We start from the raw sequence: 26,870 nt of genomic DNA, 5'->3' as shown, positions 1-26,870 counted from the left end.
GATGAACGCTGGTCTCGCGGGGTGAGACCGGGAAGGGTGACGACTACGTCACGTGCTTCTGGCGCTTACGTCACTTCTGGCGCTTGTAGAACGGCAGCGCGACGACCTCGTAGGGCTCGTGGGTGCCGCGGATGTCCACACCTACACCCTCGGTGCCGGGCGCGGCGTGCGCCGCGTCCACGTACGCGATGGCGATCGGCTTGCCGAGCGTCGGGGACGGGGCGCCGGAGGTCACCTCGCCGATCACGACGCCGTCCTTCACGACGGAGAAACCGGCGCGCGGGACGCGGCGGCCCTCGGCGATCAGGCCGACGAGCTTGCGCGGCGGGGCGGTCTCGGCGCGCTCGGCGGCCTTCTCCAGGGCCTCGCGGCCGACGAAGCGGCCCTCGTTCGTCGTCTTCTCGAACTTCACGACGCGGCCGAGGCCGGCGTCGAAGGGGGTGAGCTCGGTGGTCAGCTCGTGGCCGTACAGCGGCATGCCCGCCTCCAGGCGGAGCGTGTCGCGGCAGGACAGGCCGCAGGGGATCAGGCCGACCGGGGCGCCCGCCTCGGTCAGGGCCTTCCAGACGCCCTCGGCGTGCTCGGGCTTGAGGAAGAGCTCGAAGCCGTCCTCGCCGGTGTAGCCGGTACGGGCGATCAGGGCGGGGACGCCGGCGACCGTGCCGGGCAGGCCGGCGTAGTACTTCAGGCCGTCCAGGTCGGCGTCGGTGAGCTGCTTCAGGATGCCGGGGGACTCGGGGCCCTGGACGGCGATCAGGGCGTACGCGTCGCGGTCGTCGCGGACCTCGGCGTCGAAGCCCTCGGAGCGGGCGACCAGCGCGTCCAGGACGATCTGGGCGTTGGAGGCGTTGGCGACCACCATGTACTCGGTCTCGCCGAGGCGGTAGACGATCAGGTCGTCGAGGATGCCGCCGTCCTCCTGGCAGATCATCGTGTAGCGGGCGCGGCCGACGCCCACCGTCGAGATGTTGCCGACGAGGGCGTGGTCGAGGAGCTCCACGGCCTGCGGGCCCGTGACGGTGATCTCGCCCATGTGGGAGAGGTCGAACAGACCGGCCTTGGTGCGGACGGCGTTGTGCTCGTCGCGCTCGCTGGCGTACCGCAGCGGCATGTCCCAGCCCGCGAAGTCGGTCATGGTCGCGCCCAGCGAACGATGCAAGGCATCGAGGGCGGTCAGACGGGGGGCAGTGCTCATGGGGTGGCTCCCGGGTCCCAAGGGCGTGATCGGTGACGAAACACATGACGGGCGAGGACGTCCTCCCCATCTGTCATGGAACCTGAGAGGTTCACCGAAGGCATCTCGTGACCGAGACGTTCGGCTTGCACCTTGGGTGGGGACACGGCAGGGTGTCCCGCTTTTCAGATCTGCCTCATCCACGCGGTACGGGGCCTGAGAGATTCAAGGGAGGGTCTTGCTCCTTCGGCGTCCGGGCACCTGAGACGGTCCGGAACTCTCCCGCGCGGATTCGAGCGGCCGGTATGCGGTTGTGTGCGGCGACTGTGCGCGCCTGGCGCGGACATCATTGCACGCGTGCTCCGCGCGGCACATCACTTGTATCTCATTACCGCCTCTTTACACTTCGTGGGCAAGGGTCTTGTCAGGCCCGGCAGGGGGAGCAGCGATGAGGATCCAGGACACCGGCGCGTACGCACGACAAGGCGGCGCCTGCGCGTCGGGGACCGCCATACCGGACCAGCGTGCCCGCGCCGGGACCGCGAGCGGAGCCCGCCGCGGGACCCGCCGCAGGGCCCGCGTCCTGCGGGACCTGCGCGAGCGCGGCGGCCGCGGACCCCGCGCCCTCACCTTCCAGGAGGGCGACCTCGTGGTCGTCTCCGGCCTCCCCGGCAGCGGCAAGTCCACCCTGATGCGGCGGGCCGCCGACGGCCGGGGCGTCGACTCCCAGGACGCCCGCGAGCGCTGGGAGGCCGGGCTGCCCCGCGCGCTGCGCTTCCTCCCGTACGGGATCTACCGGCCGCTCGTCCGGGTCGCGCACTACGCCGGGCTGCGCCGGGCCCTGCGCTCCGGCGCGAGCCTCGTCGTGCACGACTGCGGCACCCAGTCCTGGGTGCGCGGCTGGCTCGCCCGCGAGGCGCGCCGCCGGGGGACCGCCCTGCACCTGGTCCTGCTCGACGTGACGCCGGACACGGCCCGCGACGGGCAGCGGTCCCGGGGCCGGGGCGTCTCGGCGTACGCCTTCGCCCGGCACCGCAGGGCCGTCGCGGGTCTTCTGCGCGCCGCCGAGTCCGGCGGTCCGCCGGCGGGCTGCGCCTCGGTGACCCTGCTGGACCGGGACGCGGCGGACACCCTGCGGAAGATCGCCTTCCGGCCGGCGGCCTGAGGGCCGGCCCCCGGTTTTCGGTCATGCCGGCGCCGGGGCGGCGTTAGGGTGCTGCGGGGCGCCCCGCGAGGGCGCGCCCGCGCGACACAGGGAAACCCCCGCGAGACCGGGGAACCCCCCGCGACTCAGGGGAGAGCAGGAACCGTGGACATGACGTGGCCGGGCAACGAGCTCGAAGAGGTCCTCGCCGCATCCCTCGGCAACCCCGGGGCGGGCGGGCGGCTCGTCGAGGTGCTCGGCCGCAGCCCCGTCTGGGTGCCGCTGCCCAACGGCGGCGGCCCCGACAGCACCTCCCTCGACCTGCCGATGGTGGAGATCGAGGGCGCGGCCTTCGTCCCCGTCTTCAGCTCCGAGCAGCAGTTCCACGCCTGCGTCGGCACCCACATGTCGTACACCGTCGCCCCCGCCCGCGACTTCGCCCGCGGCCTGCCCCCGCAGCTCGGCATCGCCGTGAACCCCGGCGGCACCGTCGGCGTCCCGCTGCCCCCGCCCGCCGTCGCCGAGCTCTGCCGCGCCGGCCGCACCGCGCTCGACGGACCGGCCTCCGGCGGCCGCGTCCGGCTCTTCGAGCCCGACTGGCAGGACGACCCGGTCGACTTCCTGGCCGCCGCCTCCGCCGAGTTCGAGGCCACCGGCGTCGTCGCCTCGGCCCGCCGCGCCCTCGCCAGCGTCGAGGGCACCGAACCGGCGCTCTTCGTCGGCGTCCGGCTGCTCCACCCCGACGCCGACCGCTCCGCGCCCCTCGACGCCCTCGGCCGCGCCCTCGGCCGCGTCGAGGTCGCCTGGCCGGTCAACCTCATCCTCCTCGACATGGCGCACGACCCGGTCGGAGACTGGATGACGGAGCAGGTCCGCCCCTTCTACCGGCACGCCGCCGGGTGAGCGTCCCTCCGTCTAATCTGAACCGCATCCGCACCGCATCCCAGCCGAGCCGTACGAAGAAGAAGGGCGACCCCAGGTGAGCGCGTCAGGCACCGCCGCGACGGGACACGTCGAGCACATGCTGCGCCAGGTGGCACCCGGACGCTACGACGCGTACGAGCAGCTGCTCCACGCCCTCGCCGACGGCGAGCTCCACATGCTGCTCTGGCAGGGCACGGCGGGCTCGCCCGAGGCCCAGTACGGGAACATGGAGGTCGAGGGCTTCGGGTACGCGCCCTGCGTCACCTCCGCCCAGGAGCTCGCCGCCTCCGGCTGGAACCGCGCCCACGAGCTCGTCACCGGCCGCGAGATCGCCCGCGCGCTCTACCCCGACCGCTGGGGCATCTGGCTCAATCCGCACGCCCCCGGCGGCGGCGTCGGCATCCCCTGGGCCGACCTGCGGCGCATCGCCACCGGCCTGGACCGGATGCCCGCGGGACCGCTCCGGGTGAGCGAACCCGCCCTGGAGATCCCGCAGTTCTACGCCCTGCTCACGCAGAACGCGCACCGCACCCCGGCCGTCAGGTCGCTGCGCCGCGGCTGGGTGCAGCCGGCGCTCGGCTCCCCGTACCTCGCCATCGGTCTCGACCTGTACGACACCTCCGCGGCGGCCGTCGACACGGTCCGCGCGATGATGCGCCAGTCGATCTCCGCCGTACCGGACGGGCTGCCCGTCTCGACGGTCTCCCTCTCCGACGCGTACGACCCGGTCGCCCTCTGGCTCGGCGCCCACGCGCGTCCCTTCTACGACCGTGACGCGCACGGCGGACGCGGTTCCGCCGCCGTCCCGGGATACGGCTACCCGCCCCCGGCCTCGTCCGGATACTGAGACGCCCCCCGTCCCACTCCTCGTCCCACCCGCCTCCGCAGTCCGCTGTGGAGGCTTTCGTTCGCCCCAATAGAGCACGTCGACGGCCCAGTTGAGCGACATGTCCGATTGGGGTGAAGAGGCCCCGAGATGGTCCGCTCACGTGATCACGACGTCCGCATAACGGAAGTCGCAGCACCGCATCACGTTTGAGCAAACATTCCTCGTCAGGGCTGGCGGGTGATCGCGGACGCGTTGAAGACTCCCCGGAACACCGGGCGTTCGGCTCCATTTCGAACCGATGCCCAGCAGGTTGTTCCACCGAGCCGCTACCCGCGGCGGGCAAGGGCCGGCTACCGGCGGCCGAGAGGGGTCCTCACCACGATGACGGCACCACTGCACGAGACGAGTGCGGGCGAGTCGACCGCCACCGTCGTCGGCGCGCCCGACGCTTCCGGCACGCCCGGTGCGGGGGACGCCCCCGGCACCAAGGCCATCCAGGGCCGTTCGCCCTGGCAGATCGCCTGGACCCGCCTCAAGCGCGACAAACTCGCCCTCGCCGGCGCCTGCGTCGTCGTCTTCCTGATCCTCGTCGCGGTCTTCGCGCCGGTCATCGTCGGCCTCCTCGGCCACCCGCCGGACGAGTTCCACGAGGACCAGATCGACCCGCTGTTCGGCACGCCGATCGGGTCGTGGGGCGGCATCAGCTCCGACTTCCTCCTCGGCGTCGAGCCGGTCAACGGCCGCGACGTCTTCAGCCGCGTCGTCTACGGCGCCCGGATCTCGCTCCTCGTGGCCTTCCTCGCGGCGCTCTTCGCGGTCGTCCTCGGCACGATCCTCGGCATCGTCGCGGGCTACTTCGGCGGATGGATCGACGCGGCGCTCAGCCGGGTCATGGACGTCATGCTGGCCTTCCCCCAGCTGCTCTTCACGATCGCCCTGGTCTCCGTCCTGCCGAACTCCTTCCTGGGCCTCGACGGGTCGGGCGTCCGCATCGCCGCCCTGGTGCTCGTGATCGGCTTCTTCGGCTGGCCGTACGTCGGCCGCATCGTCCGCGGCCAGACGCTCTCGCTGCGCAACCGCGAGTACGTGGAGGCCGCCCAGAGCCTCGGCGCCGGCCGCCTCTACATCCTCCGCAAGGAGCTGCTGCCCAACCTGATCGCTCCCATCACGGTCTACGCGACCCTGATGATCCCGACCAACATCCTCACCGAAGCCGCGCTCAGCTTCCTCGGTGCGGGTGTGAAGCCGCCCACCGCTTCCTGGGGGCAGATGCTGTCGAAGGCCGTCAACACCTATGAATCGGACCCCCTGTTCATGGTGATCCCCGGCCTCGCGATCTTCATCACCGTCCTGGCGTTCAACCTCTTCGGCGACGGCGTGCGTGACGCGCTCGACCCGAAGGGCTCCCGCTGACCGTTCGCCGACGACCGCACGACCCGCCCCTGCCGCTGGCGACAGGAGGCTTCACCCCATCGGCGGGCAGCCGTCACGGCCCCGCCACTATCCCGGAGGTTGCTGGACCCATGCTGAAGAGCTCTCAGCGCAGAATCGCCGCGGGCGCGCTGCTCGCCGCGGCCACCATGGTCGTCACGACCGCCTGCGGCGGCGGCAGCGGCGAGAACAAGGGCAACGGCGAAAGCAAGGGCGGTGCCCTCGCCTTCAACGGTGCGGTCAACAAGGTCCTGAACGCCTCCGACAAGAAGGGCGGCGAGCTGAAATTCATCGGCTCGCAGGAGGCCGACTCGTGGGACCCGCAGCGCGGTTACTACGGCTTCGTGTGGGACTTCGCCCGCTACTACACCCGTCAGCTCGTGACCTACAAGGCCGAGCCGGGCGCCGCCTCCACCGAGCTCGTCTCCGACCTCGCGACCGACACCGGCAAGGTCTCGGCCGACGGCCTCACCTACACCTTCACCCTGAAGGACGGTGTGACCTGGGAGGACGGCAAGCCGATCACCTCCAAGGACATCAAGTACGGCATCGAGCGCATCTGGGCCCAGGACGTCATCTCCGGCGGCCCGATCTACCTCCAGCAGGTCCTCGACCCCAAGACCGAGTACAAGGGTCCGTACAAGGACACCACCCCGGACAAGCTCGGCCTGAAGGCCATCGAGACCCCGGACGACAAGACCATCATCTTCAAGCTGCCGGTCGCCAACGGTGACTTCCTGCAGATGCTGGCCATGCCCGCCGCCTCCCCGGTCCGCCAGGACAAGGACACCGGCGCCAAGTACGGCCTCAAGCCGTTCTCCTCGGGCCCGTACAAGTGGGCTTCGTACACGCCGAACAAGTCCATCAAGCTCGTCCGCAACGACAAGTGGGACGCCAAGACGGACACCGTCCGCAAGGCCCTCCCGGACAGCATCTCCGTCACGTTCACCACGAACGCCGACGACATGGACAACCGCCTCGTCGAGGGCGAGTACGACCTCGACCTCAACGCCACGGGCATCGGCGCCGCCGCTCGCCAGAAGGTGCTGCAGCAGCACAAGAACAACGTGGACAACCCGCAGACGGGCTTCATCCGCTACGCGGTCTTCCCGCAGACGGTCACGCCGAACATCGAGTGCCGCAAGGCCATGATCTACGCGGCCGACTCCAAGTCCCTCCAGACCGCCCGTGGTGGCCCGCAGGCCGGTGGCGACATCGCCACGAACATGCTGCCCCCGGCGATCAAGGGTGCCGACCCGAAGGCCGACCCGTACGGCAAGCTCGCCGGCAAGCCCGACACCGCGAAGGCCAAGGAGGCCCTCGCCAAGTGCGGCAAGCCGAACGGCTTCAAGACCACGATCGCGGTCCGCAACAACAAGCCGATCGAGATCGCGACCGCCGAGTCCCTCCAGCAGTCGCTGAAGGCCGTCGGCATCGACGCCCAGATCGACCAGTTCGACGGCGCCCAGACCTCCGGCATCATCGGTTCGCCGAAGACGGTCAAGGAGAAGGGCTACGGCATCATCATCATGGGCTGGGGCGCCGACTTCCCGACCGGCCAGGGCTTCCTCCAGCCGCTCGTCGACGGCCGCTTCATCCTCCAGTCCGGCAACAACAACTTCTCGGAGCTGAACGACAAGGCCGTCAACGGCCTGTTCGACCAGGCGCTGAAGGAGACGGACCCGGAGAAGGCCGGCGAGCTCTACAAGCAGATCAACACGAAGGTCACGGAGGCCGCGGTCTACCTGCCCTTCACCCACGAGAAGAACATCATCTGGCGCGGTTCGCGACTCACGAACGTCTACACGGCCGACGCCTACAACGGCCGCTACGACTACGCGTCGCTCGGCGTCGTCAAGTAAGCCGAGTTCCCTCCGTCAGCTCGCTCCAACGGCGCACCCGCCGCTAGGTCCGAAGGGCAGGTGATGGCCGAGGGCGGCGGCCGGGGGATCCGATCGGGTCCCCCGGCCGCCGACCGGCCGACCGCATGCTTGCATACATAGTCCGACGGCTCTTCGCAGTCGTCGCGATGCTGCTCGTCGTCACGCTCGTGACGCTCAGCATCTTCTTCCTCATCCCCAAGCTGACCGGCAGCGACCCTGCCGCGATGTTCGTCGGCAAGCAGGCGGATCCGGCTGCCATCGAGGGCGTCCGGCAGAAGCTCGGCCTGGACGATCCGATCCTGGTGCAGTTCTGGCACTTCGTCTCCGGCATCTTCGTCGGCCGCGACTACGTGGGCGGCGGCGAGACCATCCACTGCGCGGCCCCGTGCTTCGGCTACTCCTTCAAGACCGAGCAGGACGTCTACTCCATGCTCGTCGACGCCTTCCCGGTCACCCTCTCCATGGTCATCGGCGCCGCGGCGCTGTGGCTGCTCATGGGTGTGACCGCCGGTGTCGTTTCCGCGCTCAAGCGGGGCACGGTCGTCGACCGCACGGCGATGATCACCGCCCTCGCCGGCGTCTCGCTCCCCATCTTCTTCACCGGCATGCTGTCGATGTTCGTCTTCCGCACGCAGCTGGGCTGGGTCAACGCCTCCTACACGCCGATCTCCGACTCGTTCGGCGGCTGGTTCGGCGGCCTGCTCCTCCCGTGGGTGACGCTCGCCTTCCTGTACGCGGCGATGTACGCGCGACTCACCCGCGCCACCATGCTGGAGGTCCTCGGCGAGGACTACATCCGCACCGCGCGGGCCAAGGGCCTGCCGGAGCCGGTCGTGCTCGGCAAGCACGCCATGCGCTCCACCATGACCCCCATCCTGACCATCTTCGGCATGGACCTCGGCGCCCTGGTCGGCGGCGCGATCCTGACCGAGACCACGTTCAACCTCCAGGGCCTCGGCTGGATGGCCATCAAGGGCGTCAGCGACCGCGACCTGCCGCTGATCATGGCCGTCACGCTCATCACCGCGACCTGTGTGGTCATCGCCAACCTCGTGGTGGACCTTCTGTACGCGGTGATCGACCCCCGAGTGAGGCTCGCATGACGGACAACCTGACGAAGACCGGCGCCGCCGTCGGGGAGCCGGTCGACACGGGGAAGCCCGCGCCGTCCGACGCGTTCCTCGACGTACGCGACCTGAAGATCCACTTCCCGACCGAGGACGGCCTGGTCAAGTCCGTCGACGGACTCACCTTCCAGCTGGAGAAGGGCAAGACCCTCGGCATCGTGGGCGAGTCCGGCTCCGGCAAGTCGGTCACGTCGCTCGGCATCATGGGCCTCCACACGGTCGGCCAGTACGGCCGCCAGAAGGCCAGGATCTCCGGCGAGATCTGGCTGAACGGCAAGGAGCTGCTCTCGGCAGACCCCGACGAGGTCCGCCGGATGCGCGGCCGCGAGATGGCGATGATCTTCCAGGATCCGCTGTCCGCGATGCACCCGTACTACTCCGTGGGCCACCAGATCGTGGAGGCGTACCGCGTCCACAACAACGTGGACAAGAAGACCGCCCGGCGCCGGGCCGTCGAGCTCCTCGACCGGGTCGGCATCCCCGAGCCCGACAAGCGGTTCGACAACTACCCGCACGAGTTCTCCGGCGGCATGCGCCAGCGCGCGATGATCGCCATGGCGCTCGTCAACAACCCCGAGCTCCTCATCGCGGACGAGCCGACCACCGCGCTCGACGTGACGGTCCAGGCCCAGATCCTCGACCTCATGCGGGACCTCCAGAAGGAGTTCGGCTCCGCGGTCGTCATCATCACCCACGACCTCGGCGTCGTCGCCGAGCTCGCCGACGACATCCTCGTCATGTACGGCGGGCGGTGCGTCGAGCGCGGACCGGCCGAGTCCGTCTTCTACGAGCCGCAGCACCCCTACACCTGGGGCCTGCTCGGCTCGATGCCGAGGATCGACCGCGAGCAGACCGAGCGGCTCATCCCGGTCAAGGGCAACCCGCCCAGCCTCATCAACGTCCCGAGCGGCTGCGCCTTCAACCCCCGCTGCCCGTACGCGGACGTCCCCAAGGGCGGCATCACGCGCACCCAGCGGCCCGAGCTGGCCCTCGCCGGCGAGCGCCACTACTCGGCCTGCCACATGCCGCAGGAGGAGCGCACCCGCATCTGGACCGAAGAGATTGCGCCGAAGCTGTGAGCGACAACGAAGCTGTGAGCGGCAGCGAAACCGCGAGCGACAAGAAGAACCCCGAGCCCCTGCTCAGGGTCAGCGGCCTGCAGAAGCACTTCCCCATCCGGAAGGGCCTGCTCCAGCGGCAGACCGGCGCGGTCAAGGCGGTCGACGGTCTCGACTTCGAGGTCTACCCCGGTGAGACCCTCGGCGTCGTCGGCGAGTCCGGCTGCGGCAAGTCGACGATGGGCCGGCTCATCACCCGGCTCCTGGAGCCGACGGGCGGCACGGTCGAGTTCCAGGGCAAGGACATCTCGCACCTGGGCGTCGCGGGCATGCGCCCGTTCCGCCGGGACATCCAGATGATCTTCCAGGACCCGTACGGCTCGCTGAACCCGCGCCACACGGTCGGCACGATCGTCTCCGCGCCGTTCAAGCTCCAGGGCGTCGAGCCCGAGGGCGGGGTGAAGAAGGAGGTCCAGCGCCTCCTGGGCCTGGTCGGTCTCAACCCCGAGCACTTCAACCGCTACCCGCACGAGTTCTCCGGCGGCCAGCGCCAGCGCATCGGCATCGCCCGCGCGCTCGCCCTCAAGCCGAAGCTCGTCGTCGCGGACGAGCCGGTCTCCGCCCTGGACGTCTCCATCCAGGCGCAGGTGGTCAACCTCCTGGACGACCTCCAGCAGGAGCTCGGCCTCACGTACGTGATCATCGCGCACGACCTCTCGGTCATCCGGCACGTGTCGGACCGCATCGCGGTGATGTACCTCGGCAAGATCGTCGAGCTCGCGGACCGCAAGTCCCTGTACGAGAACCCGATGCACCCGTACACCCGGGCGCTCATGTCCGCGGTGCCGATCCCGGACCCGCGCCGCCGGGGCGCCAAGAGCGAGCGCATCCTGCTCACCGGCGACGTGCCCTCGCCGATCGCCCCGCCGGCCGGCTGCCGCTTCCACACGCGGTGCTGGAAGGCGACGGAGGTCTGCAAGACCCAGGAGCCGCCGCTCCTGGAGCTCCGTCCGGGCCAGCGGGTCGCGTGCCACCACCCGGAGAACGCGGAGGGCGTGACGGTCCCGCAGGCGCGCCAGTCGGTCGAGGTCACGATCACGAAGAAGCCGGAGCCGACGCCCGAGGAGACCCCGGAGGACGACGCGCCGGAGTCGTGATCCGTCCGCCCGTCGGGCCCCTGCCGCCACACGGAGGCAGGGGCCTTCGGCGTACTCCGGGGGCAACCGGGACAATGGGGCGGTGCTCCACGATCTGTTCAGCCCCGATGTCCAGCACGCCCTGGACCTCGTCGGCATCTTCGTCTTCGCCATCTCCGGCGCCCTGCTCGGCGTCCGCAAGAACTTCGACGTCTTCGGCATGGCCGTGCTCGCCATGGTCACGGCCCTCGGCGGCGGTCTCCTGCGGGACCTGATCATCGGCGCCGTGCCGCCGGCCGCCTTCACCGACCTCGGCTACTTCGTCATGCCGCTGGTCGCGACCGTCGCCGTCTTCTTCCTCCACCCGGAGGTCGAGCGGACCCAGACGGCGGTCAACGTCTTCGACGCGGCCGGACTCGGCCTCTTCTGCGTGACGGGCACGACGAAGGCGTACGACTACGGGCTCGGCCTCACCGCCTCGGCGGCGCTCGGTCTCGCGACCGCCGTCGGCGGCGGTGTGCTGCGCGACGTGCTCGCGAACGAGGTGCCGTCGCTGCTGCGCTGGGACCGGGACCTGTACGCCGTGCCCGCGATCGTCGGGGCCACGATGGTCGTCCTCTTCATCCGGTTCGACGCGCTCAACGCCTTCACGAGCGGCGCGGCGGTGCTGACGGCCTTCGCGCTGCGCCTCCTCGCGATGCGCTACCACTGGCGGGCCCCGAGGGCCTGGAACCGGCGCTCCTCCGCACGCGAGGAACCAGAAAAAGCTACCGCTCAGTAGGTTGCTGGGGTACCGTCGCCCCATGAGCACGAGCACCGAGACGAGCACCGAGACGAGCGCGGCGACGGGCAGCGAGACGAGCGCTCCGGCGGCCGGCGAGATGAGCGCTCCGGCGACCAGTGAGACGAGCGCTCCGGCGACCAGCGAGTTCGACCGCGACACCGCCGTCACCCTCCGCACCCCCGGCGTCTACGACGCCGAGCTCTCCGCCGGATGGACGATCATCCACGCCGTCAACGGCGGCTACCTCCTGGCCCTGCTCGGCCGCGCCCTCGGCGACCACCTCCCGCACCCGGACCCGTTCACGATCTCGGCGCACTACCTGACGCCGTCCGTGCCCGGCCCCGCCGTGATCCGCACCGAGACCGTCCGCACCGGCCGGACCCTCTCCACCGGACAGGCCTCGCTCTTCCAGCTCGCCGAGGACGGCACCGAGGTCGAGCGGATCCGCGTCGTCGCCTCGTACGGAGACCTCGACGCGCTCACCGACGAGGTCCGCACCACGGCGACCCCGCCGGCCTTCCCGCCCCTCGACCGGTGCTTCAGCGCCGCCGACGCCCCGGCCCCGCGGATCCCCGGCTCCTCCGCCATCGCCGACCGGCTCTCCCTCCACCTCGACCCGGCCTGCGTCGGCTGGGCCGTCGGCGCGCCCTCCGGCAAGGGCGAGATGCGCGCCTGGTTCGGGCTCGCGGACGGACGCGAGCCCGACGCCCTCTCGGTCCTCCTCGCGGTCGACGCCCTCCCGCCGACCTCCTTCGAGCTGGGCCTCAAGGGCTGGACGCCCACCGTGGAGCTCACCACCCACGTCCGCTGCCGGCCGGCCCCCGGCCCGCTCCGCGTCTCCATCACCACCCGCAACCTGGCGGGCGGCTTCCTGGAGGAGGACGCCGAGGTCTGGGACTCGGCCGACCGCCTGGTGGCCCAGTCCCGCCAGCTCGCCCGGGCGCCGCGCGACTGACCCCGCTGCCGACCCCGCGACCGATCCCGTCACCGGCCCCGCCGCCGGCCCCGGGGGCGGGGTGCGGGGTCGCAAACCGGCCAGGCGCCGGAGGCGCCGTGGTGGGCTCGTAGAATCGACCCACCATGGCTTACCTCGACCACGCCGCGACCACGCCGATGCTGCCCGAGGCGATCGAGGCGATGACCGCCCACCTCGCCGTCACGGGCAACGCCTCCTCCCTGCACGCCGCCGGGCGACGCGCCCGGCGGACCGTCGAGGAGGGGCGCGAGACGCTCGCCGCCGCGCTCGGCGCCCGGCCCAGCGAGGTCGTCCTCACCTCCGGCGGCACCGAGGCCGACAACCTCGCCGTGAAGGGCCTGTACTGGGCCCGCCGCGACGCCGACCCCCGCCGCACCCGTGTCCTCGCCAGCCCGGTCGAGCACCACGCCGTCCTCGACGCCGTCGACTGGCTCGCGACCCACGAGGGCGCCGACGTCGAGTACCTGCCCGTCGACCGGCACGGCCGCGTCCACCCCGAGGCGCTGCGCGAGGCGATCGCCCGCGACCCCGGCTCCGTCGCCCTCGCCACCGTCATGTGGGCCAACAACGAGATCGGCACCGTCATGCCGGTCCGTGAACTCGCCGACGCCGCCGCCGAGTTCGGTGTGCCCCTGCATGCCGACGCGGTCCAGGCCGTCGGTCAGATTCCGGTCGACTTCGCGGCCTCCGGCCTCGCCGCGATGACCGTCTCCGGCCACAAGATCGGCGGCCCGTACGGGATCGGCGCGCTGCTCCTGGGCCGCGAGTACACCCCCGTACCCGTCCTGCACGGCGGCGGCCAGGAGCGGCACGTCCGCTCCGGCACCCTCGACGTGCCGGCCGTCGCCGCCTTCGCGGTCGCCGCCCGGCTCGCCGACGAGCGCCGCGAGGAGTTCGCCCGCGAGGTCGGCGCCCTGCGCGACGAGCTCGTCACCGCCGTCCGGGCCGTCGTCCCGGACGCGATCCTCGGCGGCGACCCCGTCGAGCGGCTCCCCGCCAACGCCCACTTCACCTTCCCGGGCTGCGAGGGCGACTCCCTGCTCCTCCTCCTCGACGCCGCGGGCATCGCCTGCTCCACCGGCTCCGCCTGCACCGCCGGCATCGCCCAGCCCAGCCACGTCCTGCTCGCCACCGGCACCGACCCGGACCTGGCCCGGGGCACGCTGCGCTTCTCCCTCGGCCACACCTCCACGAAGGAGGACGTGGCGGCGGTGGCGGCGGCGATCGGCCCGGCGGTGGAGCGCGCCAGGACCGCCGGCCTCAGCTGAGCTCCGCCCTCTCCTTCCGTACGAGCGCCATGTACCGGTCCCAGTCCCAGTGCGGGCCGGGATCGGTGTGGTCGGTGCCCTCGACCTCCACGTGCCCGATGACGTGCTCCCGGTCGACCGGGATGTCGTACCGCGCGCAGATGCCGGCCGTCAGCCGCGCCGACGCCGCGTACATCGCCGCCGTGAAGTCCCGCGGCCGGTCGACGAAGCCCTCGTGCTCGATGCCGATGCTCCGCTCGTTCATGTCCCGGTTGCCGGCGTGGAACGCGACGTCGAGCTCCCGGATCATCTGCGCCACGTGCCCGTCCCCGCGCACGACGTAGTGCGCGGCGGCCCCGTGCCCGGGGTTCTTGAAGACCTTGAGGGCGGTCGCGTAACTGCCCTGGACGACGTGGATCACGACCCGGTCGATCGTGTAGTCGTCCGGCCGGTCGGCCCGCCGCCAGTTCGCCCGCGCCGCCGCGGTCCACTGCGCGCCCCTGTGGTCGAGCTCGCCCTCGACCCGCTTCCGCTCCGTCCCCGGCAGCCGCCACCACGCGCGCGCCAGCTCGTCCTTCGCCAGCGCGGCCGTGCCGAGCACGGCCACCCCGCCCCCGAGCAGGACCGCCCGTCGCCCCACCCGCTTGTTCGACCCGCTCGACTCGCTCCCCATGCCACTGAGAACGCTTACTCCCGCGACCCCGGTTCCCGCTGCCCGTACCCTGGTAGGGCTATGACTCAGACCTCGCCGACTTCGCCCACTTCGCCGACTTCGCCCCCGCGCCCGCTGCGCGTCCTCGCCGCCATGTCGGGCGGAGTGGACTCCGCCGTCGCCGCCGCCCGCGCCGCGGAAGCCGGCCACGACGTCACCGGCGTGCACCTCGCGCTCTCCGCGAACCCGCAGTCGTTCCGCACGGGCGCGCGTGGCTGCTGCACGATCGAGGACTCGCGCGACGCGCGCAGGGCCGCCGACGTCATCGGCATCCCGTTCTACGTGTGGGACCTCGCCGAGCGGTTCCGCGAGGACGTCGTCGACGACTTCGTCGCGGAGTACGAGGCCGGCCGCACGCCCAACCCCTGCCTGCGCTGCAACGAGAAGATCAAGTTCGCGGCGCTGCTCGACAAGGCGCTCGCGCTCGGCTTCGACGCGGTCTGCACCGGGCACTACGCCACGGTCGTCCTGAACGAGGACGGGACGCGCGAACTGCACCGCGCCTCCGACATGGCCAAGGACCAGTCGTACGTCCTCGGGGTGCTCGACGAGAAGCAGCTCGCGCACGCCATGTTCCCGCTCGGCGACACGCTCACCACCAAGGACGAGATCCGCGCGGAGGCCGAGCGGCGCGGCCTCGCGGTCGCGAAGAAGCCCGACAGCCACGACATCTGCTTCATCGCCGACGGCGACACGCAGGGCTTCCTCGCCTCCCGCCTGGGCAAGGCGGAGGGCGACATCGTCGACGAGTCCGGCACGAGGATCGGCAGCCACGAGGGCGCGTACGGCTTCACCATCGGCCAGCGCAAGGGCCTGCGGATCGGCCACCCGGCCGCCGACGGCAAGCCGCGGTACGTGCTCGACATCTCGCCCGTGAACAACACCGTCACCGTCGGCCCCGCCGAGGCCCTGGACGTCACCGCCCTCACCGCGATCAAGCCCCGCTGGTGCGGTGCGCCCCCGGAGGGCCCCGGCCGCTACACGGCCCAGCTCCGCGCCCACGGCGGCGAGACCCCGGTCGGCGCGGTCATGGAGGACGGCGAGCTCAGGGTCGTCTTCGACGAGCCCGTCCGCGGCGTCGCCCCCGGGCAGGCGATCGTCCTGTACGACGGCACGCGCGTGGTGGGCTCGGCGACGATCGCCTCGACGGTCCGCCGCACGGTCGAGAAGGCCGACGCCTGAGCCGTTTCTAGGTCGCCGGTTCCCCCAGGAACTCCGCGAGAACCGGCGCCAGCACGTGCGGTGCGACCTCGTGGGTCTGGCCCGTGAGCGTGCGGTGCCGGGCCCGGGGCAGCGCCGCCGTCAGCTCGCGCGCCGCCCGCCGGGTCGCGGCCGGGCTCGCGCCGCCGTCGACGACCAGCACGCGCGCGTCGACGGCCCCCACGAGCCCGTACGGGACGGGCTCCGGCTCGTACAGCGACACCGCGCCCATCGGCAGCCCGGCCGCCGCACCCAGGAGCACGAGCGCGCCACCCGCGCCCGTGCCGTGGACCGCCGCCCCCGGCCCCGCCGCGCCGAGGACCGCCGCCAGCCGCTCGACCTCCCCGTCGGTGCCCACGCGCGCGCGTGGGGCGTACGTGACCACCCGGAAGCGCGGCGCCAGGAGCACCGCCAGGGCGTCGCCCCCGCCCTCGTACCCGCTCACGAGCACGAGCGGCGGCCCGCCCCCGTCGGCCTCGTGCACCTCGTACGCGATCGTCTCGTCCATGGCAGGGCAGACCGGTCCCGCCGCCGAAACTCATCGCCCCGTACGGCGTGGCCTTACGGCGGGGCCCTACCGTGGGGCCATGAACATCTGCGTCTTCCTCTCCGCCGCCGACCTCGACGAGCGCTACACCGGCCCCGCCCGCGAGTTCGCCCGGCTCCTCGGCAAGGCCGGCCACACCCTCGTCTGGGGCGGCTCCGACACCGGTCTGATGAAGGTTGTCGCGGACGGCGTCCAGGAGGCCGGGGGTCGCCTCGTCGGCGTCTCCGTCGACTTCCTCGCCCACAAGGCGCGCCCGGGGGCCGACGAGATGGTCGTCGCGGAGGACCTCGCCCGGCGCAAGGCGCTCCTCCTCGCCAAGTCCGACGCGATCGTGGTGATGGTCGGCGGCACGGGCACCCTCGACGAGGCCACCGAGGTCCTGGAGCTCAAGAAGCACGGCAAGCACGCCAAGCCGGTCGTCCTGCTCAACACGGCGGGCTTCTACGACGGACTGAAGGTCCAGCTCCAGCGGATGGAGGACGAGGGCTTCCTGCCGCGGCCCCTCGCCGAGCTCGTCGCCTTCGCCGAGGACGGCCGGTCCGCCCTCGCCCACCTGGAGGCGGGCGTCGGCCTCCGCTGATGCGAGCATGGTGCCCATGGGTACTCATGTGATCACCGGAGCCGGTTCCGGCATCGGCGCGGCCGTCGCGCGCCGCCTCCACGCGCGCGGGGACGACCTCGTGCTGCACGCGCGCGACGCGGGCCGCGCCAAGGAGCTCGCCGCCCGGTTCCCGGGCGCGCGGACGCTCGTCGGCGACCTGGCCGACCCGGACCGGCTCTCCTGGGCCTTCTCGCACCAGAGCCTCCCCGAGCGGGTCGACAGCCTCCTGCACATCGCCGGCATCGTCGACCTCGGCCCCGTCGGCGAGCTCACCCCGAAGACCTGGCACGCCCAGCTGAACGTCAACCTCGTCGCCCCGGCCGAGCTGACCCGCCACTTCCTGCCCCAACTCCGCGTCTCCAAGGGGCACGTCGTCTTCGTGAACTCCGGCGCCGGCCTCGCCGCGCACGCCGAGTGGAGCGCGTACGCCGCCTCCAAGCACGGCCTCAAGGCCCTCGCCGACTCGCTGCGCCACGAGGAGCACGCCAACGGCGTCCGGGTCACCTCCGTCTACCCGGGCCGCACCGCCAGCCCCATGCAGGCGAAGGTCCACCAGCAGGAGGGCAAGGAGTACGACGCCACGAAGTGGATCGACCCCGAGTCGGTCGCGACGGCGATCCTCACGGCGATCGACCTCCCGCGCGACGCCGAGATCAACGACCTCACCGTCCGCCCGGGACGCTGACCGTGGCCGACGACATCACGCTCTGGGGCCCCGCCACCGGCGTCGGCTCCCTGCCCGGCGGCGACGCCCGCGAGGCCGCCAGGACGGTCACCGGATCCTTCGAGGACTTCCCGTTCCTCGCGGAGCTGCCCGCGCGCGGCCCCGGCGCCGACATGATCGGCCGCACGATCGGCATGCTCGTCGAGATGTACGCGCACGTGGAGCCGAGCGGCTGGCGGATCAGCGACCGCCCGGGCCGCGACACCAGGCGCGCCCGCTCCTGGCTCGGCGAGGACCTCGACGCCCTGGAGGAGTTCACCCAGGGGTACGAGGGACCGCTCAAGGTCCAGGCGGTGGGCCCGTGGACGCTCGCCGCCGCCCTGGAACTGCGCGGGGGAGAGGCGGCCCTCGCCGACGCGGGTGCCTGCCGCGACCTCGCCGGCTCGCTCGCCGAGGGGCTCCGCGGCCACCTCGCCGAACTGTCGAAGCGGGTCCCCGGCGCGCGGCTCGTGCTCCAGCTCGACGAGCCCTCGCTGACCGCGGTCCTCCGCGGCCGGGTCCGTACCGCCAGCGGCTACCGCACGTACCGCGCCGTCGACCGGCAGGTCGTGGAGAGCGCCCTGCGGGACGTCATGGCCGTCCACGACGGGCCCGTCGTCGTCCACTCCTGCGCCCCCGACGTGCCGTTCGCGCTGCTGCGCAGGGCCGGCGCGGCAGGCGTCTCGTTCGACTTCGGCCTCCTCACCGAACGTGACGAGGAGCCGATCGGAGAGGCCGTGGAGGCCGGGACGAAGCTCTTCGCCGGTGTGGTGCCGTCCACCGACACGGCTTTGTCAGACCCGGGGGGTAGCGTCATGGGGGTCAGGACGTTGTGGCGCAGGCTGGGGCTGAATCCGGGGACTCTCGCCGAGTCCGTGGTCGTCACCCCGACGTGCGGGCTCGCGGGCGCTTCGCCCGCCTATGCCCGTGCGGCCCTCGCGCACTGCGCCCGGGCGGCGAGATCGCTCGCGGACAACCCAGAGTGACCGGGTTCTAGGCACGGGAGGACGGACGAAGGTGGCAGTCGAACAGGGGGCCCTGCCCGCCGAGGCACGGGAGAAGCACGCCGAGCTTGCGGAGCAGGTCGAGGAGCACCGCTTCCGGTACTACGTGAAGGACCAGCCGGTCATCAGCGACGGCGAGTTCGACAGGCTCCTGCGCGCGCTGGAGGCGCTGGAGGAGGAGTATCCGGAACTGCGGACGCCGGACTCGCCGACGCAGAAGGTCGCCGGGCAGTACGAGACGGAGTTCACCGCCGTCGAGCACAGGGAGCGCATGCTCTCGCTGGACAACGCCTTCGACGACGAGGAGCTCGCCACCTGGGCCGAGCGCGTCGCACGGGACGTCGGCACCCCCGACTTCCACTACCTGTGCGAGCTCAAGGTCGACGGCCTCGCCGTCAACCTCACGTACGAGCACGGCCGGCTGACCCGCGCCGCCACCCGCGGCGACGGCCGCACCGGCGAGGACATCACGCCCAACGTGCGGACGATCGCCGACATCCCGGAGCGCCTCCGGGGCGACCGAATCCCCGACCTCGTCGAGATCCGCGGCGAGGTCTACTTCCCGATGGAGGCCTTCGAGGGGCTCAACGCCCGCCTGGTCGAGGCCGGGGACAAGCCCTTCGCCAACCCGCGCAACGCGGCGGCGGGTTCGCTCCGCCAGAAGGACCCGAAGGTCACCGCCTCCCGCCCGCTCCACATGGTCGTCCACGGCATCGGCGCCCGCGAGGGCTTCGACATCTCCCGCCTCTCGGAGACGTACGAGCTGCTGCACGAGTGGGGCCTGCCCACCGCCCGGCACAACAGGGTGGTCGACTCCCTCGCCGCCGTCCGCGAGTTCATCGCGTACTTCGGCGAGAACCGGCACTCCGTCGAGCACGAGATCGACGGGGTCGTCGTCAAGCTCGACGAGATCCCGCTCCAGGGCCGTCTGGGCTCCACCGCGCGCGCCCCGCGCTGGGCCATCGCCTGGAAGTACGCGCCGGAGGAGGTCAACACCAAGCTGGTCGACATCAAGGTCGGCGTCGGCCGCACCGGCCGCGTCACGCCCTACGCGCAGGTCGAGCCGGTCACCGTCGCCGGCTCCGAGGTCGAGTTCGCCACCCTCCACAACCAGGAGGTGGTGAAGGCCAAGGGCGTCCTGATCGGCGACACGGTCGTGCTGCGCAAGGCCGGTGACGTGATCCCCGAGATCCTCGGGCCCGTCGCCGACCTGCGGGACGGCACCGAGCGGGAGTTCGTGATGCCCGCCGAGTGCCCGGAGTGCGGGACGGCGCTCAAGCCGATGAAGGAGGGCGACATCGACCTCCGCTGCCCGAACGCCCGGACCTGCCCGGCGCAGCTGCGCGAGCGGCTCTTCTTCCTCGCGGGCCGCCAGTGCCTCGACATCGAGAACTTCGGCGCGGTCGCCGCGGCCGCCCTCACCCGCCCGCTGGAGCCCGCCGAGCCGCCGCTCGTCGACGAGGGCGACCTCTTCGACCTCACCATCGAGCAGCTCCTGCCGATCAAGGCGTACGTCCTCGACCCCGACAGCGGGCTGCCCCGCAGGGACCCGAAGACCGGCGAGGAGAAGATCGTCACGGTCTTCGCCAACCAGAAGGGCGAGCCGAAGAAGAACGCCCTCGCGATGCTGGAGAACATCGCCGCGGCGAGGACCCGGCCGCTCGCCCGCTTCATCAACGGCCTCTCCATCCGGCACGTGGGCCCCGTCGCGGCCGAGGCGCTGGCCCGCGAGTTCCGCTCCCTGGAGCGCATCGAGCAGGCCACCGAGGAGGAGCTCGCGGCCGTCGACGGGGTCGGCGGGATCATCGCCGCCGCCGTGAAGCAGTGGTTCTCCGAGGAGTGGCACCGCGAGATCGTGCGCAAGTGGCGCGCCGCCGGAGTCACGCTGGAGGACGAGGGCGCTGGCGAGGACGAGGGACCGCGTCCGCTGGAGGGGCTGACGGTCGTCGTGACCGGCACGCTCGAGAAGTTCACCAGAGATGGCGCAAAAGAGTCCCTCCAGACCCGTGGAGCCAAGGTCACGGGTTCCGTTTCCAAGAAGACCTCCTTCGTGGTCGTCGGGGAAAACCCTGGTTCGAAGTACGACAAGGCCATGCAGCTGAAGGTTCCGGTTCTGGACGAGGAGGGCTTCCAGGTCCTGCTCGAACAGGGTCCCGAAGCCGCCCGCGAGGCCGCCGTCCCGGTCGCCGGCTAGCCCCTCCGAGCCCCGGCCCGCTCACCCGCTCGGCGCATACCAGATCGTTACGGGTGGCGGGCCCGCATTCGGGCAAGACAGGGAGAGCGCTGCCCGTCGGGGCCCTCGGCGGCCTAGTGTGGTGACCGTGCGTCTTGTCCCGCACGGCCGCGCGAGGGCTCTGCCGGCCGCGCGTGCCAGGGCGAACGGCCCAGTGGCATGAGTACGGCCGCCCGGTGGCAACCGCACGGCGGACGGCCGGACGACCGACGGCCGCGTGACCCGCGGCCCATCGCACACAGGCGGCGCCGCCGCCTGTGAGAGGGACGGGAATGGAACCGACCGAGAGCGCCGCCCCGGCACCCCGGCCGTACGGCAGAGGGGCCCTCACGGGCCTCGCCTCCCGGCTGCCCGCAGCCGTGGTGGCCGTCGCCGCCGTCGTGCTCGTCGTCGGCGTCCAGCACGCCCTGAGCACCGGTCACGGACTCTTCCCCGGCGGCGCCGCCGGCTGGTCCCTCGCCGTCCTCACCGGACTCATCGTCGGCCACCTGGTCGCCCTGGGCCGCGACCGCTGGTGGGGCGGCACCGGCTCCGGCGCCGCCCTCACCCTCTCCGTCCTCCTCCTGTACGGCTGGGTGCCCGCCGGCCTCGTCTCGCTGAGCGTCGTCGGCCTCGTCGCCGCCGCCCGCCGCCACCGCTGGCGCCAGGGCATGCTGCACGGCGCCGCCGACATCATCGGCGTCGCCTCCGCCGGCATCGTCCTCGCCCTCTTCGGAGACGTACCGACGGTCGAGGAACCGTGGCGGCCCCTCCACTGGACCATCGGGGACATCCCGGAGATCGCCCTCGCGGCCGCCGCCTACCTCGTGGTGACCCGGCTCCTCCTGTGGTACACGCTCGCCCCCCAGAACCGCGGGCTGCCGACCATCGCCCGCACCGCCCTCATGCGGCAGGGCCTCGTCGCCGTCGCCCTGCTCGGCATCGCCCCGCTGATCTGCTCCGTCGCCGCCGCCCGGCCCGTCCTCCTGCCGCTCTTCGCGATCCCCCTCATCGCCCTCGACTCCACCCTCTGGATCGCCCGCGCCCGCGCCGAGGAACAGCTCCGCGACCCCCTCACCGGGCTGCCCAACCGCCAGTGGCTCCTGGAGCGGGCCTGGACCGCCCTGGAGGAGGCCGAGGGCGAAGGCGTCCGCGCCGCCCTCGTCCTCATCGACCTCGACCGCTTCCGCTCGGTCAACGACACCCTCGGCCACCTCGCGGGCGACCGGCTCCTCCTCCAGATCGCCGAGCGGCTCCGCCTCGCCCTGCCCCGCGGCGCCGAGGCCGCCCGCCTCGGCGGCGACGAGTTCGCCGTCCTGCTCCCCACCACCGACTCCACCACCAGCGCCCAGCGCGTCGCCCGCCACCTCGTCGCCGAGCTCTCCTCCCCGCTCGACCTCGACGGGCTCACCCTCGTCCTGGAGGCCAGCGCCGGCGTCGCCGTCTTCCCCGACCACGCCCTCGACGCCGAGGGCCTGCTCCGCCGCGCCGACGTCGCCATGTACCAGGCCAAGCGCGACCGCACCGGCGTCGAGGTCTACGAGTCCAAGCGCGACTCCAACACCCCCGACCGGCTCGGTCTCCTCGGCGACCTGCGGCGCGCCCTCGACGCCGGCGAGGTCGAGCTCCACTACCAGCCGAAGGTCCGCTTCGACGGCCAGGTCGCCGGTCTCGAAGCGCTCGTCCGCTGGGTCCACCCGGAGCGAGGGAAGGTTCCTCCGGACGAGTTCATCGCCATCGCCGAGAGCTCCGGCCTCATGCCCCACCTCACCGAGTACGTCCTGGAGACCGCCCTCGCCCAGGTCGCCCGCTGGCGCGCCCAGGGGCTCAACGTCCCCGTCGCCGTCAACGTCTCCCCGCGCGACGTCCACACCCCCGGCTTCGCCGGAGCCGTCGCCGCCCGCCTCGCCCGCCACGGCGTCCCGGCCGGCGCGCTCCAGCTGGAGATAACGGAGCACGTCCTCCTCGAAGACCCCCAGCGGGCCGCCGACACGCTCAACGGCCTCACCGGCCACGGCGTGAAGATGTCCCTCGACGACTTCGGCACCGGCTACTCCTCGCTCGTCCACCTGCGCCGGCTGCCCGTCAGCGAACTGAAGATCGACCGCTCCTTCGTCGCGCGCCTCGCCGTCGACACCGAGGACGCCGAGATCGTCCGCTGCACCCTCGACCTCGCCCACTCGCTCGGCCTCCTCGTCGTCGCCGAGGGCGTCGAGGACGACGAGACCTGGGAGCGCCTCCGCGACCTGGGCTGCGACGCCGTCCAGGGCTGGCTGGTCGCCGCCGCGATGCCGCCCGCCGAGGCCACCGCCTGGCTCCTGGCCCGCGGCGAGCACGGCTGGCGCCGCCCCGCCGACCTCGCGGCGGAGCTCGCCGCCGCGGCCCCCGCCGGGACCCCCGCCGAGGTCGACCTCGACCATCCCTCGGGCCAGGCGGTGCCGTAGAGCGCACCGCCGGGGCAAACCGTTTCACGGGCAGGGGCGACGGGCCCCTAGGATGGACCAACACCATCAAGCTCACCCGTGAGGAACCGCATGCCTGGCATCACGCGCGAGGAGGTCGCCCACCTCGCACGGCTGGCGCGTCTGGAGCTGCGGAGCGAAGAACTCGACCACTTCGCCGGTCAGCTCGACGACATCATCGGCGCGGTCGCCCGCGTCGCCGAGGTCGCCGACCAAGACGTACCGCCGACCTCCCACCCGCTGCCGCTGACCAATGTCATGCGCGCGGACGAGGTCCGTCCGTCGCTCACCCCCGAGCAGGCGCTCTCCGGCGCCCCGGCCCAGGAGCAGCAGCGTTTCAAGGTGCCGCAGATCCTGGGGGAGGACTAAGCCATGACGGACAACATCATCATCAAGCTCACGGCCGCCGAGATCGCCGGGAAGATCGCCGCCGGCGAGCTCACGGCCGTCGAGGTCACCGAGGCCCACCTCGCCCGCATCGACGCCGTCGACGAGAAGGTCCACGCCTTCCTGCACGTCGACCGCGAGGGCGCCCTCGCGCAGGCCCGCGCCGTCGACGAGAAGCGCGCCCGCGGCGAGAAGCTCGGCCCGCTGGCCGGCGTCCCGCTCGCCCTCAAGGACATCTTCACCACGGTCGGCATCCCGACGACCGTCGGCTCGAAGATGCTGGAGGGCTGGATCCCGCCGTACGACGCGACCCTGGTCAAGAACCTCAAGGCCGCCGACGTCGTCATCCTCGGCAAGACCAACATGGACGAGTTCGCGATGGGCTCCTCCACGGAGAACAGCGCGTACGGCCCGACGGGCAACCCCTGGGACCTCACCCGGATCCCCGGCGGCTCCGGCGGCGGCTCCTCGGCCGCCCTCGCCGCGTACGAGGCCCCGCTCGCCATCGGCACGGACACCGGCGGCTCGATCCGCCAGCCCGCCGCCGTCACCGGCACCGTCGGCGTCAAGCCGACCTACGGCGGCGTCTCCCGCTACGGCATGGTGGCCTTTTCCTCCTCGCTCGACCAGGGCGGCCCCTGCGCCCGTACGGTCCTGGACGCGGCCCTCCTGCACGAGGCGATCGCCGGCCACGACCCCCTCGACTCGACCTCCATCGACGCCCCGGTCCCGCCGGTCGTCGAGGCCGCGCGCAACGGCTCGGTCGCCGGCATGCGCGTCGGCGTCGTCAAGCAGTTCCGCGGCGAGGGCTACCAGGCCGGCGTCGTGCAGCGCTTCGACGAGTCCGTCGAGCTGCTGAAGTCGCTGGGCGCCGAGATCGTCGAGCTGGACTGCCCGACCTTCGACCTCGCCCTCTCGGCGTACTACCTCATCGCGCCGTCCGAGTGCTCCTCGAACCTGGCCCGCTTCGACGCCATGCGCTACGGCCTCCGGGTCGGCGACGACGGCACGCGGTCCGCCGAGGACGTCACCGCCCTCACCCGTGAGGCCGGCTTCGGCGACGAGGTCAAGCGCCGCATCATCCTCGGCACGTACGCGCTCAGCTCCGGCTACTACGACGCGTACTACGGCAGCGCCCAGAAGGTCCGCACGCTCATCACCCGTGAGTTCGAGGCCGCCTTCGAGCAGGTCGACGTCATCGTCTCGCCGACCACGCCGACCACCGCCTTCCCGATCGGCGAGCGCGCCGACGACCCGATGGCGATGTACCTCGCGGACCTCTGCACCATCCCGACCAACCTGGCCGGCAACGCCGCCATGTCGCTGCCCTGCGGCCTCGCGCCCGAGGACGGCCTCCCGGTCGGTCTGCAGATCATCGCCCCGGCGATGAAGGACGACCGCCTGTACAAGGTCGGCGCCGCCGTCGAGGCCGCTTTCGTGGAAAAGTGGGGGCATCCGCTGCTTGAGGAGGCTCCGTCGCTGTGAGTACGAGTACGAGCACCAGTGCGCTGCAGAAGGCCAAGGGCTTCAAGAAGTCCAAGACCGGCACGTACCTGTCCATCGGCACCACCGCGTTCGGCCTGCTGGGTGTGGTCAAGCGGGCCCGCACGGCCCGCAGCGAGCACGACACGCTCAAGCTGGTCGACGCCGTCGTCTCCGCCGCCGCCATCGCCACCGGCGTCGCTCTCCTCGTGCGCGAGCTCAAGCGCATCGGTGACGACGACGTCCTGTTCGGCTGAGCCCGAAGGCATCAGAGGGAATTCTCACCGTGACTGTCACTGAACTGCTGTCGTACGACGCGGCCCTCGCGGCGTTCGACCCCGTCATGGGCCTCGAGGTCCATGTCGAGCTGGGCACCAAGACGAAGATGTTCTGCGGCTGCTCGACCGAGCTCGGCGCGGACGCGAACTCGCAGACCTGCCCGACCTGCCTCGGCCTGCCCGGCTCGCTGCCGGTCGTCAACGCGATCGGCGTCGAGTCCGCGATCAAGATCGGCCTCGCGCTGAACTGCGAGATCGCCGAGTGGTGCCGCTTCGCCCGGAAGAACTACTTCTATCCGGACATGCCGAAGAACTTCCAGACCTCCCAGTACGACGAGCCGATCGCCTTCAACGGCTACCTCGACGTCCAGCTGGAGGACGGCGAGATCTTCCGCGTGGAGATCGAGCGCGCCCACATGGAGGAGGACACCGGCAAGTCCACCCACATCGGTGGCGCGACCGGCCGCATCCACGGCGCCTCGCACTCGCTGCTCGACTACAACCGCGCCGGCATCCCGCTCATCGAGATCGTCACCAAGCCGATCGAGGGCGCGGGCGAGCGGGCCCCCGAGGTCGCCAAGGCGTACGTCGCCGAGCTGCGCGAGCTGATCCGCGCCCTGGGCGTCTCCGAGGCGCGCATGGACAAGGGCCAGATGCGCTGCGACGTGAACCTGTCGCTGCGCCCGAACGGCACCAAGACCTTCGGCACCCGCTCGGAGACGAAGAACGTCAACTCGCTCCGCTCCGTGGAGCGCGCGGCGCGCTTCGAGATCCAGCGGCACGCGGCCGTGCTCACCGCCGGTGGCACGATCGTGCAGGAGACCCGTCACTTCCACGAGGACGACGGCTCCACCACCTCCGGCCGCATCAAGGACAACGCCGAGGACTACCGGTACTTCCCGGAGCCCGACCTCGTCCCGGTCGCCCCGTCCCGCGAGTGGGTCGAGGAGCTCCGAAAGGGCCTCCCCGAGCTCCCGCGGCTGCGCCGCAACCGCCTCCGCGAGGAGTGGGGCGTCTCCGAGCTGGAGATGCAGTCCATCCTCAACGCGGGCGCGGTCGACTCGATCGTCGCCACGATCGAGGCGGGCGCCGACGCGGCCTCGGCCCGCAAGTGGTGGATGGGCGAGCTCGCCCGTAACGCCAACGAGCAGGGCGTCTCCCTGGAGGAGCTGGCCATCACCCCGGCCGACGTGGCCCGGGTCTCGGCCCTGGTCGCCTCCGGCGACCTGAACGACAAGCTGGCCCGCCAGGTCATCGAGGGCGTCCTCGGCGGCGAGGGCACCCCGGACGAGGTCGTCGAGAAGCGCGGCCTGAAGGTCGTCTCCGACGACGGCGCGCTCGGCACGGCCGTCGACGAGGCCATCGCGGGCAACGCGGCCATCGCCGACAAGATCCGCGGCGGCAAGGTCGCCGCGGTCGGCGCCCTGGTCGGCGCGGTCATGAAGGCCACCCGCGGCCAGGCGGACGCGGCGAAGGTCAAGGACCTGATCCTGGAGAAGCTGGGCGTCAGCGAGGGCTGACCGCACCCCGCACGAAAGGCGGCCCCGCACCGGAACTCCGGTGCGGGGC

Annotated in this window: 24 protein-coding genes and 1 riboswitch; of the genes, 21 read left to right on the top strand and 3 right to left on the bottom strand. The window is 72.0% G+C overall.

Annotated elements, in window-relative coordinates; all coding sequences use genetic code 11:
• Positions 1-70: 70 nt before the first annotated feature.
• Positions 71-1,195, bottom strand: coding sequence for a glycine cleavage system aminomethyltransferase GcvT (gene gcvT / locus AB0G79_RS31720; protein WP_360812629.1), 1,125 nt, complete (start codon positions 1,193-1,195; stop codon positions 71-73).
• Positions 1,196-1,369: 174 nt separating this feature from the next.
• Positions 1,370-1,469: riboswitch (glycine riboswitch) on the bottom strand.
• Positions 1,470-1,622: 153 nt separating this feature from the next.
• On the opposite strand from gcvT, the gene AB0G79_RS31715 reads away from it, so the two are divergent.
• From AB0G79_RS31715 to AB0G79_RS31665, 11 genes are all read left to right on the top strand, one after another.
• On the top strand, positions 1,623-2,339 hold the full coding sequence (locus AB0G79_RS31715) for an AAA family ATPase (RefSeq protein WP_360812627.1): 717 nt from the start codon (positions 1,623-1,625) through the stop codon (positions 2,337-2,339).
• Positions 2,340-2,489: 150 nt separating this feature from the next.
• On the top strand, positions 2,490-3,221 hold the full coding sequence (locus AB0G79_RS31710) for an enhanced serine sensitivity protein SseB (RefSeq protein ID WP_360812625.1): 732 nt from the start codon (positions 2,490-2,492) through the stop codon (positions 3,219-3,221).
• Between the two features lie 76 nt (positions 3,222-3,297).
• Positions 3,298-4,089: an enhanced serine sensitivity protein SseB C-terminal domain-containing protein gene (locus tag AB0G79_RS31705; protein WP_360812623.1), complete on the top strand. Its 792-nt coding sequence runs from the start codon at positions 3,298-3,300 to the stop codon at positions 4,087-4,089.
• A gap of 363 nt (positions 4,090-4,452) precedes the next feature.
• A complete protein-coding gene (locus AB0G79_RS31700; protein ID WP_360812621.1) occupies positions 4,453-5,484 on the top strand; it encodes an ABC transporter permease in 1,032 nt (343 codons plus the stop codon).
• A gap of 110 nt (positions 5,485-5,594) precedes the next feature.
• Entirely contained in the window at positions 5,595-7,364 is a 1,770-nt protein-coding gene (locus AB0G79_RS31695; RefSeq protein WP_360812619.1) for an ABC transporter substrate-binding protein, read from the top strand.
• A 125-nt stretch (positions 7,365-7,489) separates the two neighbouring features.
• Positions 7,490-8,488 (top strand): ABC transporter permease, encoded by a 999-nt coding sequence (locus tag AB0G79_RS31690; RefSeq protein ID WP_360812617.1) that lies wholly within the window; start codon positions 7,490-7,492, stop codon positions 8,486-8,488.
• Positions 8,485-9,591 carry an ABC transporter ATP-binding protein gene (locus AB0G79_RS31685; protein ID WP_360812615.1) on the top strand — a complete coding sequence of 369 codons (1,107 nt, stop codon included), beginning with the start codon at positions 8,485-8,487 and terminating at the stop codon, positions 9,589-9,591. Before AB0G79_RS31690 ends, AB0G79_RS31685 begins: the two co-directional genes overlap by 4 nt.
• 14 nt (positions 9,592-9,605) lie before the next feature.
• Complete coding sequence (locus tag AB0G79_RS31680) at positions 9,606-10,727, top strand: dipeptide ABC transporter ATP-binding protein (protein ID WP_360812613.1); 1,122 nt, start codon at positions 9,606-9,608, stop codon at positions 10,725-10,727.
• A gap of 82 nt (positions 10,728-10,809) precedes the next feature.
• The gene (locus tag AB0G79_RS31675; RefSeq protein ID WP_360812611.1) at positions 10,810-11,487 is read left to right on the top strand and encodes a trimeric intracellular cation channel family protein; all 678 of its coding nucleotides are present in this window, start codon (positions 10,810-10,812) and stop codon (positions 11,485-11,487) included.
• 100 nt (positions 11,488-11,587) lie between these two features.
• Positions 11,588-12,445, top strand: a complete 858-nt coding sequence (locus AB0G79_RS31670; RefSeq protein ID WP_360812665.1) for a thioesterase family protein — start codon at positions 11,588-11,590, stop codon at positions 12,443-12,445.
• 125 nt (positions 12,446-12,570) lie between these two features.
• Entirely contained in the window at positions 12,571-13,734 is a 1,164-nt protein-coding gene (locus AB0G79_RS31665) for a cysteine desulfurase family protein (RefSeq protein ID WP_360812609.1), read from the top strand.
• On the opposite strand, the gene AB0G79_RS31660 is transcribed toward AB0G79_RS31665, so the two are convergent.
• Positions 13,727-14,386 carry an N-acetylmuramoyl-L-alanine amidase gene (locus AB0G79_RS31660; RefSeq protein ID WP_360812607.1) on the bottom strand — a complete coding sequence of 220 codons (660 nt, stop codon included), beginning with the start codon at positions 14,384-14,386 and terminating at the stop codon, positions 13,727-13,729. The two genes, AB0G79_RS31665 and AB0G79_RS31660, sit on opposite strands and share 8 nt — an antisense overlap.
• Before the next feature lie 60 nt (positions 14,387-14,446).
• Between AB0G79_RS31660 and mnmA the strand changes: the two genes are divergently transcribed.
• On the top strand, positions 14,447-15,607 hold the full coding sequence (mnmA, locus tag AB0G79_RS31655) for a tRNA 2-thiouridine(34) synthase MnmA (RefSeq protein ID WP_360812605.1): 1,161 nt from the start codon (positions 14,447-14,449) through the stop codon (positions 15,605-15,607).
• Between the two features lie 7 nt (positions 15,608-15,614).
• Here the strand turns inward: mnmA and AB0G79_RS31650 are convergent, their stop codons facing one another.
• Positions 15,615-16,133: a hypothetical protein gene (locus tag AB0G79_RS31650; protein ID WP_360812603.1), complete on the bottom strand. Its 519-nt coding sequence runs from the start codon at positions 16,131-16,133 to the stop codon at positions 15,615-15,617.
• 79 nt (positions 16,134-16,212) lie between these two features.
• On the opposite strand from AB0G79_RS31650, the gene AB0G79_RS31645 reads away from it, so the two are divergent.
• From AB0G79_RS31645 to gatB, 9 genes are all read left to right on the top strand, one after another.
• Positions 16,213-16,752, top strand: a complete 540-nt coding sequence (locus AB0G79_RS31645; RefSeq protein ID WP_360812601.1) for a TIGR00730 family Rossman fold protein — start codon at positions 16,213-16,215, stop codon at positions 16,750-16,752.
• Between the two features lie 7 nt (positions 16,753-16,759).
• Complete coding sequence (locus tag AB0G79_RS31640) at positions 16,760-17,458, top strand: SDR family oxidoreductase (RefSeq protein ID WP_360812599.1); 699 nt, start codon at positions 16,760-16,762, stop codon at positions 17,456-17,458.
• 2 nt (positions 17,459-17,460) lie between these two features.
• Positions 17,461-18,462, top strand: coding sequence for a methionine synthase (locus AB0G79_RS31635; RefSeq protein WP_360812597.1), 1,002 nt, complete (start codon positions 17,461-17,463; stop codon positions 18,460-18,462).
• Between the two features lie 31 nt (positions 18,463-18,493).
• Positions 18,494-20,674, top strand: a complete 2,181-nt coding sequence (gene ligA, locus AB0G79_RS31630) for an NAD-dependent DNA ligase LigA (protein ID WP_360812595.1) — start codon at positions 18,494-18,496, stop codon at positions 20,672-20,674.
• A 311-nt stretch (positions 20,675-20,985) separates the two neighbouring features.
• Positions 20,986-23,136 carry a bifunctional diguanylate cyclase/phosphodiesterase gene (locus tag AB0G79_RS31625; protein ID WP_360812593.1) on the top strand — a complete coding sequence of 717 codons (2,151 nt, stop codon included), beginning with the start codon at positions 20,986-20,988 and terminating at the stop codon, positions 23,134-23,136.
• 90 nt (positions 23,137-23,226) lie between these two features.
• Positions 23,227-23,523: an Asp-tRNA(Asn)/Glu-tRNA(Gln) amidotransferase subunit GatC gene (gene gatC, locus AB0G79_RS31620; RefSeq protein WP_360812591.1), complete on the top strand. Its 297-nt coding sequence runs from the start codon at positions 23,227-23,229 to the stop codon at positions 23,521-23,523.
• 3 nt (positions 23,524-23,526) lie between these two features.
• Positions 23,527-25,026 (top strand): Asp-tRNA(Asn)/Glu-tRNA(Gln) amidotransferase subunit GatA, encoded by a 1,500-nt coding sequence (gatA, locus tag AB0G79_RS31615; RefSeq protein ID WP_360812589.1) that lies wholly within the window; start codon positions 23,527-23,529, stop codon positions 25,024-25,026.
• Positions 25,023-25,280, top strand: a complete 258-nt coding sequence (locus tag AB0G79_RS31610) for a hypothetical protein (RefSeq protein WP_360812587.1) — start codon at positions 25,023-25,025, stop codon at positions 25,278-25,280. Before gatA ends, AB0G79_RS31610 begins: the two co-directional genes overlap by 4 nt.
• Before the next feature lie 29 nt (positions 25,281-25,309).
• Positions 25,310-26,821: an Asp-tRNA(Asn)/Glu-tRNA(Gln) amidotransferase subunit GatB gene (gene gatB / locus AB0G79_RS31605; protein ID WP_360812586.1), complete on the top strand. Its 1,512-nt coding sequence runs from the start codon at positions 25,310-25,312 to the stop codon at positions 26,819-26,821.
• The last annotated feature ends 49 nt before the right edge of the window (positions 26,822-26,870 follow it).

This window comes from Streptomyces sp. NPDC020807 (assembly GCF_040641575.1).
In the GTDB taxonomy this organism is placed as follows: Bacteria; Actinomycetota; Actinomycetes; order Streptomycetales; family Streptomycetaceae; genus Streptomyces.
Note: the sequence above shows the minus strand (reverse complement) of the source record. Positions and strands in the feature narration are given on the sequence as shown.